This window comes from Kurthia populi (genome assembly GCF_042686175.1).
GTDB classification, from domain to species: Bacteria; Bacillota; Bacilli; order Bacillales_A; family Planococcaceae; genus Kurthia; species Kurthia populi.
Genome location: NZ_JBHUOR010000037.1, coordinates 1 through 12,872, shown reverse-complemented (window position 1 = coordinate 12,872; position 12,872 = coordinate 1). Strand labels below are relative to the sequence as shown.

The following is a 12,872-nucleotide window of genomic DNA, read 5'->3' as shown; positions in this document are numbered from 1 at the left end:
TTCCCAAAATCAAATAAAATTATGCGATTTTTTTCTGGAATTTATATTCGCTTGCTATAGTCCTGTAGTGAGGAGGAGAACAAATGAAAAAATTATTAAGTTCGATTACAGATTTTGTATCAACAAAAAAAGGCATGTGGCTGACCATCCTTATTTGGCTTGTCGCAATGGTCGCGCTAAGTGGGGGTAGTTCAAGTATTTACAACGTCTAAAGGAACCATTTCTGTAGAAGATGTGTCGACTATTTTAAAAGAAATTAAGGATGAAATGCTAGATAGTTCAAAAATGCTACCACGTTGATAGTATTTAAAAAGAGACTGGGACATACGTGTAAAACAACCTTTCCTATGAGCATATAAAAAACCGGAATCGCGCGGTGGCGCGGTTCCGGTTTTGTGTTGTGAATGCTAAAAAAGGAACATGACGTGTTTTGTCCAAGTCTCTTTTTTATGTGGTTATACTTTAAATGCGCGAATCTCTTCATTTAATTGCTGCGCATGATTACTTAATTCCATCGCGACCTGACTGATTTGCTCCATCGTCGCTTTTTGCTCTTCCATTGAATCAACAATGACATGAATACTTTGAGAAGTCTGTGATGCCCCACCAGAAATGTCTTGAATAGAGGCGGCTACTTGCTCAGCACCTGCAGATAATTCCTCAGATGTTGCAGAAATATCTTCGATTTGTGCGGTCATTGTCGACACAGCCATTGAAATCGTATCAAAGGATGTATGTGCCTCCTCAATTACATCAACACCCTGTTTTACAGAGACAAGGGACGCTGCTACCGCTTTTTCAACATTCGCTGTATCTAGCTGAATCTCGTCCGTTAAGCGTTTAATCGAGTTCGCTGATTTCTTCGATTGCTCCGCAAGTTTTCCAACTTCTGCAGCAACAACTGCAAAGCCCTTCCCATGTTCGCCTGCACGTGCCGCTTCTATTGAGGCATTAAGTGCAAGTAGGTTCGTTTGATCGGTAATGTCAGTAATAATTTTTGTCATCGAAGCAATTTCCACCGTTTGTGCGGAAAGCTTCGTCACTAATTGACTAACTAAATCTGTCGAATTATTAATGTCTGTCATTTGCTTACTTGCATCGCTCACTGTCGCAAGACCTTGTGAGGCTTGAATACTCGTATCTGATGCCGATTCGTTTAATGTTTGAGCAGATTCGGCAATGCGTTGTACGCCTTGAGCGGTTTCGTCCATTGCATAAGCACTTTCATTCGATGCTTCAACAGATGAAGAAGCACGCGCTTCAACCGTTTCGACCTGTGATGTAATTTCGTCGCTCGTCGCACTTACTTCTTCTGTGCTTGCCGACAATTCTTCGGCTGCTGCGGATAATTGCTCTGCATTCATTTGTAAATTTTCCACAAGATGATGAAGGTTATTTTTCATTTTATTGACACTTATCGCAAGCTGACCAATTTCATCTTTTGCGTGTACGGGAATATCTTGCTGTGTTAAATCTCCATCGGCGACAATATTTACGAGCTTGTTTACATTCGTCAGCGGGTTCACAATATGACGACGAATATACACGATAAAGAATAGCGTAATCACGATACTGATAATTAATGAAATACTAGCTGTCCATTTTGTCGACGAAATCACAGAAGTTGTTTCATCTGCAATATCGGTTAATTGCTGATTTTGATACATTCGCATTTCATCCGCAAGCTTTACCAAATGCCCATTTGAGCTTGCAATATCCTCTATAACAATTCGTTTTGCCTCACGCTTATTTTTTTCATCAATTGCGGTCATAAAGGCATTCATTTGGTCATTGAATTCATTATTATATGTATTCAATTCCCTCCATTGCTGTTTGACTGAGGAAGCCATTAAATAATTTTCTAGCTCTGCAATGGAATCATCGACACCCTTTGCGCTAGCAGCTAGTAGGTCACGATTACTTTCTGAGTCCTCGATAATAATGGCACGCGCATATAGACCTTGTTTATACAAATTAATCATAATTTCATCAAGTAATTGTACTTGTACAATCCTATTTTGGAAGGCCTCGTCTGCTTTTTTATCAATGGAGACGACATTAATAATCGCAAACGAAATCGATAAAAACATAATAATTAAAATGGAGATAAAGGACAAATTTAATTTTTTACTAACACTCATTGGGTTTCCTCCTTAAAGTAATGATTCGATTGTTTGTTCAATATCTAAAATAGAATCATCTGGCTCAAAACGATGCACAACATGTCCCTGACGATTTACTAAAAATTTTGTGAAGTTCCAGCGAATATTCGGCGCGAGTAAATAGTCAGGATAATTTTCCTCAATATGAGCGTACAACATTTGTTGTTGCATATTGTCACGAGGCATATCTTTGCAAGATATTTCATGCTTTAAATAGTGAAATGCCTTTTCGCCGTTTACCATCACCTTATCAAAGACTGGATAAGAGACACCATATTGTAATTTGCATTGTGTGGCAGTCGTTTGACTATCTTCTGGATTTTGTTCACCAAATTGATTGCAAGGAAAGGCTAAAATAGTAAAGCCACGTTCTTGATAACGTGTATATAGTTTTTGTAAATCTTCATATTGATATGTAAATTGACACTGGCTTGCTGTATTCACAATAAGCATGACTTGTTGCTGATACGTTTGCATTGATAAAATCTCATTATTGGGCTTTTTTACCAAGTAATTATAAATACTAATAAAAATCTCCTCTTCTCTTCGTTAAATTAGTTCTAATTATATAGGTAATAAAACTAAAAGACTATATGTGTGCTAGAAAAAAGTAAAAGATATTGAAATGATACAAGAATATGTCACAAATAAAAAAGAAGAATCGCCATGAATGGGATTCTTCTTTCAAAACGATTTAATTTTAGAGCAATACAATGCTTTTCATAACGAATACGTACGTCGATACCGCAGCAATAAAGCCGAGAATAAACGTGACATAAGCTGGTATTTGACGAATAAGGAATGACATCAAAAAGATACAAAGACTAATCGTCGCAAGTGATAAAAAGGCGACGGCCACACCAGAAAACGCAAAATTCATAACTGTGTCTCCGTCAATTGCCGCTCCACCATGCAACCACTGGAATACAGGAGATACCATCGATTGTGTTAGCTCATGAACAGGCGGTTGTTGCTGTGTAAAGAAAGCGGTAATGATTAAAATAATCATTAAAAATGAGCTTTCGATACGAACCCATGGAAGCGGGTTAAACGGCATGTCTCGTTTTAACATAAAACGTGCAATAATCATATTGGCAAAAGCTAATAAAACAATTGGCACAACAAACATATGCTTTAAGAATAACCCTTGACCATAATTTGTTAGCCATGATGTAACATAGCTTGGCACAAGGACACCCATTAAAATTAAGCCACTAATGATGATCGTAAATAAGCTAGCTGCTGCGACAATTGAAAACCATTTTAAGAATGCCAGCCAATTAGCTGTATTTTTTGCAAAAAAGCTCACAACAAATAATGTTCCTACCCAAACACTCATCGCAATCGTATGTAAGAAATCGCTGATGATGCCTGTTGTAAAATTCATGGATGTCGCATGACTTCCCCAAGCTAGCGTCATCGTCAAGATGACCATAATCAAAAGGCCAAAGCGGGCAAACATACCGCGTGCGACTAAAATAATCAGCATAATAGAAAAGGCGAGTGTCATCACCCACGCGAGTCCTACCGTTGTAGAAGATAATACAAGCAGGGTAGCATCTAAGTAGCCAATACGTGCGCCAAGATTAATAATAACTTCAATCACTGCAACAAAAGATAGTATAGGAATGGCAACCGCGCTAATAAGTAGCCATTTTTTCGGTACAACGATTTCAGGACGCTTTTGTGCAGGCACGCTATAAAGCACAAATGTTCCTGTTAAAATCGCTAGACAAATATAAAGGAATGCTTGAGAAATTTCGAGCATTATTTTTTACGTAACAAGAAGAATAAACCGCCGCCAATCACGACAACTAATCCACCGAAGACAGCTGCTAGCATGCCAACTGATGGACCAGTGACCTCTTCCTCAGTTGGTGTAGCTGGTTTTTCTTCTTTTTCTTTCGTTTCTACTTTTTCTTCAGTAGTAGTTTCTGCTGCTTTTTCTTCCTTCACTTCTTTTGCATTAACAGAAAATGAATACGTGCCTTCTACTGGATGGCCGTCAGCGCTTAAGACATTCCAATCAACCTGATAGTCGTCATTTGCAAGGGGCTCGTCAAATGAAGCCGTCATTTCAGTATTATGAATTGTTAAATCATTTGATTCGACTTCTTTGCCTTTTGAATCTGTTACGGTAATGTCGCTCCCTTTTTCAATTTTGCCGCTAAAGGTAATGGACACTTCATCAAGTGCCTTTTTTACGACTTGTCCATCTGTTGGATTTGAGGCTGTTAATTCTGAATGTGCAAAAGCAGGTAAGCTCATTGTTGTTGTCACAATGGCTGCTGCTGCAACGGGCATAAAACGTTTCATCATGTTGTTTACCGCTCCTTTTAGTTTAGCTATTATTCATCATCTATTGTACAAGAAAATCATGAACTATTTGTGAAGAAGCACTCACAAATGGAGCTCATGGTGTAAAAAGTATCTCGATTTCACACGGTTGTCACAAAACCTACTGATTGACAGTCATTCACACTATCCGTTACGATAGAGGAAAGTAGAAGGGAGGCGCATACATGGCTGACAAAAAAGAGCGTATAATCGCTGCAGCACAGGAAGTATTTTTAACGCAAGGAATTGATAATACAAAAGTATCCGATATTGTGAAGCTCGCAGGCATTGCACAAGGGACTTTCTATTTGTATTTTCCAACGAAGGCAGCAGTTATGCCTGAGATTGCTAAGCAGGTAGTTGTTGAGATTCTTGCGTATTTGCAACAGCAAACAAAGAAGTCATCATCTGCAGCGCAACAGCTAAATGATATGATTGACGCGATGATGCGCTTTAACCTGGAACAAAAGGATCGATTACAGCTTTTATATGCAGGCCTTGCAAAAAGTGAGTATATTCGTGAATGGGAAGACATTTACTCTCCGTTTTATGATTGGATGGCTCATTTAATTGTGCGAGGTCAACAAGAACAATCAATGAATGCGGATATGGATGCATTTAGTACAGCACGTATTTTAATCGGAACTATTGAATCGACAGCAGAGCAGCTTTATTTATTCGATGATAAAGTAGATGAAGCATTTGCTACACAACAAATTCGTACACTAAAAACGTTTGTCCACCGCGCATTAGGTATTCAATAAGTTGAATACCTATATTTTTAACACAAAAAATGACTACGAGTCACTTTTTTAAAATTTGGAGGAGTTATTATGAAAAAAGACTGGATGTACGTCGCTTTAACCAGTCTCTGTGAAATATTATGGCTTTTAGGATTTTCGTTTGCATCGAGCTGGTGGCATTGGATTTTGATTGTCGGTCTGATTATGCTCGATTTCCACTTTTTAGCGAAAGCCTGTGAAAACTTACCGACAGGCACTGTCTATGCTATCTTTGCTGGTGTCGGGACGTTTGGAACCGTATTAATGGATTTACTTATTTTTGATAAACCATTTGATTTGATGACGAGTGCTTTCATGCTGATTTTAATTGCCGGAATTATTGGCTTGAAATTAAGTGATGGCAAAGGGAAGGAGGCATAATATGGGCTGGATATTTGTATTATTAGCCGCTTCCTGTGAGATTGCCGGTGTTGTCGGTTTACGTTTATTTAGTCAGGCTAAGAGGCTCTGGCAGCTCGCACTCTATATTGGTGGATTTGGCTTATCCTTCTTTTTCCTTTATCAATCATTTCATTATTTACAATTAAGCATTGCCTATGTCATTTGGATTGGCATTGGTACGGTGGGTGCGGTTGTTGTGAATATTTTATTTTTTGGTGAAGCAAAAAATAGAATGCGCTTAATTAGTATGGCGGCAATTATCGTCGGCTTAATCGGCTTAAAAGCAATGGCTTAAACGGAACAACATCTTCAGATTACTGGAGGTGTTTTTTTGTTTGGAAAATATTTTTAACTTTTTTAAATCCAGATATGAAGCGGTTTTTAAGTGATTTCTTATTGAAATTTTTAAAAACATACTTGACTACTAGGAATAGTAATGTTTATACTAGCAACAACAAATTAAACAAACCGACCAGACAACTGGAGGGCTTATCGATTAATAATCGATTTGCTCTCCTTTTGTGTTTTGGTTACAGGTGACTAGACAACTAGAGCCTCTCTAATTTTTGGATTAGAGAGGCTTTTGTGCATTGTAAGGAGAGGATAGCATGGCCAATCTAGATGAGGTATTTCATTTACCAGATTTACGCTTTGTGCAGTTTTGTGAGGAGAAATTTGCTTTAAAGGNTTGCGGATGAGCCAGCCTTATCATGGCTGCGTTTTTGGCTCAAAAATCATATGAATAGCGGCTCTATGTCAAGTTGTAATTATGCAGTAATTTGAATAGTGATAGCCATTATGATCATGATTGTACATACTTAGATGCGCAAAAATGTACCTAACCATGTTGACATTTATAAAAGGCATTTATAATACAATTGATAATTATTTTTTTGAGCTAGGGGTGCACGATATTATTAAACGCCGTCGGTTAATTTTCCAATTTAGCTTACAGCACTGTGCTGTAGGAAAAAAATTTGGACCAGGTGGATTAACTAGAAAACTAGAAGACTTTATGGAGCAAAAGAGTGGACTGCTGCAAGTAAATTAAAATTTTTTACACATAATTCTTAGTTATATGATAGTTATTATTATCATAAAAAATCTGAATTTTCTAATTAAAGGGGGTGTTTTTCATGACATTGAAATTTTCCTATTGGGCGCCAAACGTAAGTGGTGGGCTAGTTATTTCGAAATTGCCACAAAAGACAGGCTGGGACTTTGAGGATAATGTGCGCTACGCACAGATTGCGGAAAACCTTGGATTTGACTATGTTTTATTACAAACACGCTTTTTTGCAAGCTACGGGGCAGAGTTACAGCTAGAGGCGGCGACCTTATCCGCGGCACTTGCGGCAAGGACAGAAAAACTACAAATTATTACCGCTGTGCTACCAGGACTGTGGCATCCAGGAGTAATGGCAAAAATGCTTGCGACCATTGACCATGTGAGTGGCGGGCGTAGTGCAGTGAATATTGTGAGTGGCTGGTTTAAAGGCGAATTTATTGGCTACGGCGAGCCTTGGCTAGATCATGATGAGCGTTATCGTCGTTCCGAGGAATTTATTCGTGTCCTACGGGAGCTTTGGACAGCAGAATATGCGAATTTCAAAGGCGATTTTTATTCTTTAAATGATGCACAGCATAAGCCAAAGCCTATTCGTCCGCCAAAAATTTTCCAAGGTGGCAATTCACATGCAGCGAAAGCGATGGCAGGGCGTGTATCCGATGTATATTTCATGAATGGCAATACGCTTGAAAATATTCAGAAGCAAATTGATGAAGTGCGCGCATTACGTGAAGAAGCAGGCCAAGGACCAATCGAATTTGGTGTCAACGGTTTCGTGATTGTACGCGAAACAGAGGAGGAGGCATGGGCTGCAGCTGAAAAACTGATTGAGCATGTGGATGATGAAACAATCGCAAAAGCACAAGAAGTTTTTAAGCGAATGGATTCAGAGGGACAGCGGCTTATGACGAGCCTACATGAGGGGGACCGTAATCGACTAGAAGTTAGTCCGAATTTATGGGCAGGTGTTGGCTTAGTAAGGACAGGAGCGGGAACAGCGCTTGTTGGAGACCCGGATACAGTGGCAGCACGTATTAAGGAGTATCAGAATTTAGGGATTGATAAATTTATTTTATCTGGCTACCCACACTTAGAGGAAGCGTATACAACGGCAGAGCTATTATTTCCTAAACTGCCGATAGCGAAAAAAGATGATACATTAGGACGAACATTTTTAAGTCCATTTGGTGGTTTAACATCTGCCGGGGCGAAATAAAATAGTTGTTCACAACAAAAATAAGGAATCGTGCCAACGCGCGATTCCTTATTTTCGTATGCTCAGCTTTTTTACGATTTCGTATGTACGCTATAGGCAATGCTAAGTAATGTCCCAAACGCTAAACCTGCAACAATCATCAAGCCAACAGATTCAAAGAAGGTAACGAGAAAGATGGTTAAAATAAGTCCGAATAAAATAAGAAAAATATTTTTCACAAAAATTCACCTTCCCATTTATTAAAATTTTATCATAAAAAGAATTAATTGGTAATTTATTATTGCGATAATACACTATTCACTACAGCCTATCTCTTTCATGTTAATGGCTATAGAGGGAGGTGAGTATATATCTACAATACAGCAGACGAAGGTAAGGCGTACGATGCTTTATACAAAAGAAGTGTTGCATGCAAATTTAGATAGTGTGCTATTTCTTGAATAGATTGCAGAAGAAGTAGATATGTCAAAATTTCAACTGATTCAATATTTTAAAGAGCATGTTGGGGTTATGTTATATCCATGTGCAAGATAATTATTAGAGCAAACAAAGGATGTTTATAAAATAGTTGTGGACTGTAATTTTGCGGATTTAACTCATTTGAATTGTTATTTTAAGCATGTCTATAGAACGACTTCATTTGCCGATGTAAAATAAGTTTATTAAATGAAAATGACTATTAGCAAGGAACGTAGAAGAATAGTTGACCTCCTGCATTATTAATAGTGAACTCACAGAGAACCTTTGACCGAACGACTTTCTTTGCTTTATAATAGGCATCGAAATCATTTAAAAAAGTAGGTCAGAAATATGATAATGAATGTTGTTCTCTTGATTATTGTAACGATTATTAATGTCTTTACGTTATTCTGGGATAAGTATGTGTACAAGATGAAGGCACGTCGTCTTGAAGAAGCCAATCAGACGGCTATCGATCATCTAAGTAAAGGAACAGAAATTCGTGTCGGAAAACCTTTATCAGAAGATGAAAAAGAAACGATTCGTCAAGAGTTAGAAGATGCGAAGCGCGAGCCTTTTTACAAACGAATTAGTGGTACGAGTAAGCTATTATTTTTAATTAATATTTTACTAGCAATTACGGTTGCGTATAGCTATTACCAAAAAACAGATACGGTTCAAATTCAGCAAGAATATGATGTGATGGAATATACACAAAACTATTCATCATATCGTTATTTAGGGAATACCCCAACAATTAATAAAAAAGCAAAAATTGAAACGGTCAAACTGTACCAAACACAAATTAATAATGAATTTTATTTAAAAGGCTACAGTGAATATAGCGGCAACTTTTATTTAAAATTATCTGCAGCGGATCAAAAGGATGCAGATTTAAAAATGAAAGAGACCGGAGAAGCTGTAAGTACAGCTGGGGTCACTGTATATGAAGGTACATTATTAATTAATAAAAAAGAGAAAGAAATTAGTTTTTTGCCGTATGAATATAAGCAAGGCACAGAAAAGAAAGCAAAATAATAAAAAGGCTGCGACTTATATAGGTTGCAGCCTTTTTATCTTTATTTTATAGCAGTTAGCGGTTGCCCAATCAGGTAATCAAATAATTTAGCAGATGTTTGACGGTCTAGCTGCACATGTTTGTTTTCGCCATCAATTATAATTTCTGCCTTATCTTTTGATGGATTTAACCAAATGTTGTAAGTCGCTGATTTGACGGTTGTAGCAGAGTTGGAAAATTGTAAGGTGTAATCCGGCGAATTGACTTTAGCTAAATTTGCCTCTTCCCAGTCAAGCGAGCTTAAAAAATTACGTGTATCACGTGCTGATGTATGTGCGGATACGGTTTTATATGCATGTTCGTCTGAATGATATTGTTTTACCTCGATGTATTGTTGAATTTTAGGTGCGGCAGTTTGACAGCCAGCTAAAATGATTAGACATAAGCTTACGAAAAATAGTGGGATTACTTTTTTCAATCTCTTAGACCTCCTTTTGGAATCAAGGTCTAATGTTACGAAATGCGCTGGAGTAAATCTATAAGGTTGTCGTAATTTCGTGAAAAAATGGAAGCAAGTCGATAAATTAGAACAAATAACAGCAATAAAAAAAGCTGATCACGGCAATGATCAGCTTTTTAAGGATTAGGAGAGAGGGTAATCTCTCCATATGTTTATTCTATTATTGTTCTATTTTTCTTACAAGAATAAATATGACTAATAATTTTATCGTCCTTTTCTATTATTTTTGACAAAATAATATCATTTTATTCGTTAAATATACATATAAAAATAATTTTTTATGCATTTAATTATTTCTTTAGTATTTCATCATATAAATTATATATTCTTTTTAAATAATTTTATTGAAAATATTTACAAATTTAAATGATTTTTTATGAAGCTATAATTGTTAAGAATGTTCAATGGTTTATAATAAAAAAAACTTTTCAGAAAAGCGATTAGTAGGTGTTTAAAATAGGATTCTTTTAATTCATAAAATATATCGATATGTTTAAAAAATAATTAGTTAGCTATTTTTCTTTCTTCTTTCAATTCTTGTAGAATACGCCTACCTCAACGCTCGCAGGTAAGAGATGAATGCAAGGTTAAGTTTCTACTTGACTGAGAAGGCATGTTTTTAGTGAAATATATTCATAAAGCGAGGCAAACAATGCTAAATAAAGGAAATGAATAAAAAAGCTACATGAGTTATTGCAGTATTTTGTTAAGCATTACTTTGAAACAACAAATATAGGATAAGGAGAGATTAATTTAGGCAATTTCTTTTTTATTGAAAATAATTTGCTTTTAATAGTCAGCTATATGCAGGGTTGATATAATTAGGCGAATTGTTTTTTTAGATTGGAGAGAAGAATATGAAAAAATGGTCTATCGTTTTAGTATTTGCTTTTGTGGCGATTCTTGCGGCATGTGGCACATCTGAAACAACGAAGGAACAGGTATCAAATGCAGATTATGCAGAAAAAGTGAAAGAGAACCCAATTGTAACCATTACGATGGCGAATGATGAAAAAGTAGTGCTAGAACTTTATCCAAAAGTGGCACCGAATACAGTCGCAAACTTTGTTTCATTAGCAAAGGAAGGGAAGTATGACGGCTTAATTTTCCATCGTGTAATTCCTGGCTTTATGATTCAAGGAGGCGATCCATCTGGTGATGGTACAGGGGGTCCGGGTTATACAATTGATGGTGAATTTAGTAATAATGATTTCACAAATGATTTAAAACATGAGCGCGGTGTTATTTCAATGGCTCGTTCAGGCGACCCCAATTCAGCGGGCTCACAGTTTTTTATTATGGTAAAGGCATCAGCTAATCTTGATGGTGACTATGCTGCATTTGGTAAAGTAACAAAAGGTATGGATGTTGTTGATACGATTGTGAATGCACCTCGTGATAAAGCAGATAAACCAAATAGTGATCAAGTGATGAAAAAGGTAGAAGTCGATACAAAGGGCTTTGATTACCCAGCACCTGTAACGAATAAATAAAAAAAGTAGCGCTTAATTTGCGCTACTTTTTTTGCGCCATAAAATCAAGGCAACAAGTAATATTAAAGATACAGCAGATATCGGCCAGACGATAGACCAATAGGGTGGTACATAATGCATTGTTATCTGATTTTGACCTTGTTGTAGTGGAATGCCGATAAAGGCATAGTTGATTTTTTTGGCATCCACTTTTTCATTATTTAGTGTAATATGCCAGCCCGGCTCATATGGAATGGGTGTCACTAATAGGTCATCTTTTTTTGCGGTAACTGTGCCAGAAGCATCGGCATTATTCCAAGTGAAATCTGCTTTTTTTGCAGCCTTGTATGCCGCATCTAAGGTCTTATAATCTTCACCGTAAATACGCAGGTTTGTTAAATGGTACTTACCACTCGGTAATTTGATTTTGACTAGGTCACTTGCTGGTATGGCGAAAGTTAGGTCATTGAAGCCTGTCTTGTATTTTGCATAGTTGCTTCGTCGACTTGTTTCGTAATCATTGATTTTTAATGTGAATTTTTTGTAGCGTTTAATTGGAGATAACGTCATTTGAACGTATAATGTCTCTATTTTCTCTATCTTCGGCAGGTGAATGAGTATTTCACCCTCATTCTTCTTGCGAGGAACGATTAATCTATCCTTTTTCCATTTTCCATTATGTAATGTAATGGAAGTAGGTCTAATAGTATTTGTAGTTGGCAAGGGCGTAGTGCCATCATCTGTAATTGCTCCTTGTAAAAGTGCATGCTCTTTTGCAAGTGTTGACTCGAGCTGTAATGCTTCCTCATTATAAAAAGAATCTACTACACGAAATGCGGGTAATAATTTTTGGTTTTCATACAGTGTAAAATTCTTTGATGTATGAACATTTTCATATAAGTAAGGAATGTTTTGGTATGTTGAATGACGCATATAAAATTGGCTTTGGAAGGCCGCCATTAAATTTGTTCGATCACCTAATGAACGATAGCGACTTAGACTTTCACGCCCTGTATCAATTTGCAAATCGCGCATGTACATATCCATAATAGAGCCATTTGAAATGCTAGAATATAAACTAAAACCGTTAATCGGCATAAGGGAGGTCATATTTTCTCGGAATATATTTGACCAATCTGTTCGAACAGTGTCATTTAATTCGTGATTTTTAATATAATCGAATGCAGAAGTGTCTTGTGTCGGCATATATTTGTCGGATGTTAGATACTCTTTTGTAGAAAGTTCTGTATGGGAATATAAGTTGGATTGAAAGAAATTACTATAAACTAAGACCATTATAATAATCGAACTACTAATTAAAAAGGTGCGTTTTTTTGTTGACGAATTGTAATATTAAGTGCACCACTCAAAATAAATAAAAAAAGACCCATTCAATATGAGCCTGTATAATTAAAGTTCCTACACCAAAATCAAC

Annotated in this window: 14 protein-coding genes and 1 pseudogene; 8 read left to right on the top strand and 7 right to left on the bottom strand. The window is 36.7% G+C overall.

Annotation, left to right across the window (positions count from 1 at the left end):
- The first annotated feature begins 83 nt into the window (after positions 1-83).
- Positions 84-212 (top strand): hypothetical protein, encoded by a 129-nt coding sequence (locus tag ACFSY7_RS06845; RefSeq protein WP_255411542.1) that lies wholly within the window; start codon positions 84-86, stop codon positions 210-212.
- A 243-nt stretch (positions 213-455) separates the two neighbouring features.
- Here the strand turns inward: ACFSY7_RS06845 and ACFSY7_RS06840 are convergent, their stop codons facing one another.
- The 4 genes from ACFSY7_RS06840 to ACFSY7_RS06825 all read right to left on the bottom strand — a co-directional run bounded on the left by ACFSY7_RS06840 (position 456) and on the right by ACFSY7_RS06825 (position 4,481).
- Positions 456-2,141, bottom strand: a complete 1,686-nt coding sequence (locus ACFSY7_RS06840; protein ID WP_380147318.1) for a methyl-accepting chemotaxis protein — start codon at positions 2,139-2,141, stop codon at positions 456-458.
- A gap of 12 nt (positions 2,142-2,153) precedes the next feature.
- Positions 2,154-2,690 carry a glutathione peroxidase gene (locus ACFSY7_RS06835; protein ID WP_380147344.1) on the bottom strand — a complete coding sequence of 179 codons (537 nt, stop codon included), beginning with the start codon at positions 2,688-2,690 and terminating at the stop codon, positions 2,154-2,156.
- Between the two features lie 172 nt (positions 2,691-2,862).
- Entirely contained in the window at positions 2,863-3,930 is a 1,068-nt protein-coding gene (locus ACFSY7_RS06830) for a copper resistance D family protein (RefSeq protein WP_380147317.1), read from the bottom strand.
- Positions 3,930-4,481, bottom strand: a complete 552-nt coding sequence (locus ACFSY7_RS06825) for a copper resistance CopC family protein (protein WP_380147316.1) — start codon at positions 4,479-4,481, stop codon at positions 3,930-3,932. Before ACFSY7_RS06825 ends, ACFSY7_RS06830 begins: the two co-directional genes overlap by 1 nt.
- Before the next feature lie 203 nt (positions 4,482-4,684).
- Here ACFSY7_RS06825 and ACFSY7_RS06820 point away from each other — a divergent pair, with 203 nt between their 5' ends.
- From ACFSY7_RS06820 to sfnG, 5 genes are all read left to right on the top strand, one after another.
- Positions 4,685-5,263: a TetR family transcriptional regulator gene (locus ACFSY7_RS06820; protein ID WP_380147315.1), complete on the top strand. Its 579-nt coding sequence runs from the start codon at positions 4,685-4,687 to the stop codon at positions 5,261-5,263.
- Between the two features lie 69 nt (positions 5,264-5,332).
- Positions 5,333-5,662, top strand: a complete 330-nt coding sequence (locus ACFSY7_RS06815; RefSeq protein WP_139994444.1) for a DMT family transporter — start codon at positions 5,333-5,335, stop codon at positions 5,660-5,662.
- Between the two features lies 1 nt (position 5,663).
- Complete coding sequence (locus ACFSY7_RS06810; RefSeq protein WP_380147314.1) at positions 5,664-5,978, top strand: DMT family transporter; 315 nt, start codon at positions 5,664-5,666, stop codon at positions 5,976-5,978.
- 537 nt (positions 5,979-6,515) lie between these two features.
- On the top strand, positions 6,516-6,734 hold the full coding sequence (locus ACFSY7_RS06805) for a hypothetical protein (RefSeq protein WP_380147313.1): 219 nt from the start codon (positions 6,516-6,518) through the stop codon (positions 6,732-6,734).
- A gap of 85 nt (positions 6,735-6,819) precedes the next feature.
- The gene (gene sfnG / locus ACFSY7_RS06800; RefSeq protein ID WP_380147312.1) at positions 6,820-7,968 is read left to right on the top strand and encodes a dimethylsulfone monooxygenase SfnG; all 1,149 of its coding nucleotides are present in this window, start codon (positions 6,820-6,822) and stop codon (positions 7,966-7,968) included.
- Positions 7,969-8,039: 71 nt separating this feature from the next.
- Here the strand turns inward: sfnG and ACFSY7_RS06795 are convergent, their stop codons facing one another.
- Positions 8,040-8,186, bottom strand: coding sequence for a hypothetical protein (locus ACFSY7_RS06795; RefSeq protein ID WP_380147311.1), 147 nt, complete (start codon positions 8,184-8,186; stop codon positions 8,040-8,042).
- Between the two features lie 598 nt (positions 8,187-8,784).
- Here ACFSY7_RS06795 and ACFSY7_RS06790 point away from each other — a divergent pair.
- A complete protein-coding gene (locus ACFSY7_RS06790) occupies positions 8,785-9,465 on the top strand; it encodes a hypothetical protein (RefSeq protein ID WP_380147310.1) in 681 nt (226 codons plus the stop codon).
- A gap of 41 nt (positions 9,466-9,506) precedes the next feature.
- Here the strand turns inward: ACFSY7_RS06790 and ACFSY7_RS06785 are convergent, their stop codons facing one another.
- Positions 9,507-9,923, bottom strand: coding sequence for a hypothetical protein (locus tag ACFSY7_RS06785; protein ID WP_380147308.1), 417 nt, complete (start codon positions 9,921-9,923; stop codon positions 9,507-9,509).
- 899 nt (positions 9,924-10,822) lie between these two features.
- Between ACFSY7_RS06785 and ACFSY7_RS06780 the strand changes: the two genes are divergently transcribed.
- The gene (locus tag ACFSY7_RS06780) at positions 10,823-11,458 is read left to right on the top strand and encodes a peptidylprolyl isomerase (protein ID WP_380147306.1); all 636 of its coding nucleotides are present in this window, start codon (positions 10,823-10,825) and stop codon (positions 11,456-11,458) included.
- Between the two features lie 12 nt (positions 11,459-11,470).
- On the opposite strand, the pseudogene ACFSY7_RS06775 reads toward ACFSY7_RS06780, so the two are convergent.
- Positions 11,471-12,757 (bottom strand): annotated as a pseudogene (locus ACFSY7_RS06775) (YfhO family protein); the annotation flags it as partial.
- Positions 12,758-12,872: the final 115 nt, after the last annotated feature.

Excerpts from the sequence above, each read along its gene's own strand:
- ACFSY7_RS06845 (WP_255411542.1), top strand. The coding sequence starts at position 84 with ATGAAAAAATTATTAAGTTCGATTACAGATTTTGTATCAACAAAAAAA.
- ACFSY7_RS06840 (WP_380147318.1), bottom strand. The coding sequence starts at position 2,141 with ATGAGTGTTAGTAAAAAATTAAATTTGTCCTTTATCTCCATTTTAATT.
- ACFSY7_RS06830 (WP_380147317.1), bottom strand. The coding sequence starts at position 3,930 with ATGCTCGAAATTTCTCAAGCATTCCTTTATATTTGTCTAGCGATTTTA.
- ACFSY7_RS06825 (WP_380147316.1), bottom strand. The coding sequence starts at position 4,481 with ATGATGAAACGTTTTATGCCCGTTGCAGCAGCAGCCATTGTGACAACA.
- ACFSY7_RS06820 (WP_380147315.1), top strand. The coding sequence starts at position 4,685 with ATGGCTGACAAAAAAGAGCGTATAATCGCTGCAGCACAGGAAGTATTT.
- ACFSY7_RS06815 (WP_139994444.1), top strand. The coding sequence starts at position 5,333 with ATGAAAAAAGACTGGATGTACGTCGCTTTAACCAGTCTCTGTGAAATA.
- ACFSY7_RS06810 (WP_380147314.1), top strand. The coding sequence starts at position 5,664 with ATGGGCTGGATATTTGTATTATTAGCCGCTTCCTGTGAGATTGCCGGT.
- ACFSY7_RS06805 (WP_380147313.1), top strand. The coding sequence starts at position 6,516 with ATGTACCTAACCATGTTGACATTTATAAAAGGCATTTATAATACAATT.
- sfnG (WP_380147312.1), top strand. The coding sequence starts at position 6,820 with ATGACATTGAAATTTTCCTATTGGGCGCCAAACGTAAGTGGTGGGCTA.
- ACFSY7_RS06790 (WP_380147310.1), top strand. The coding sequence starts at position 8,785 with ATGAATGTTGTTCTCTTGATTATTGTAACGATTATTAATGTCTTTACG.
- ACFSY7_RS06780 (WP_380147306.1), top strand. The coding sequence starts at position 10,823 with ATGAAAAAATGGTCTATCGTTTTAGTATTTGCTTTTGTGGCGATTCTT.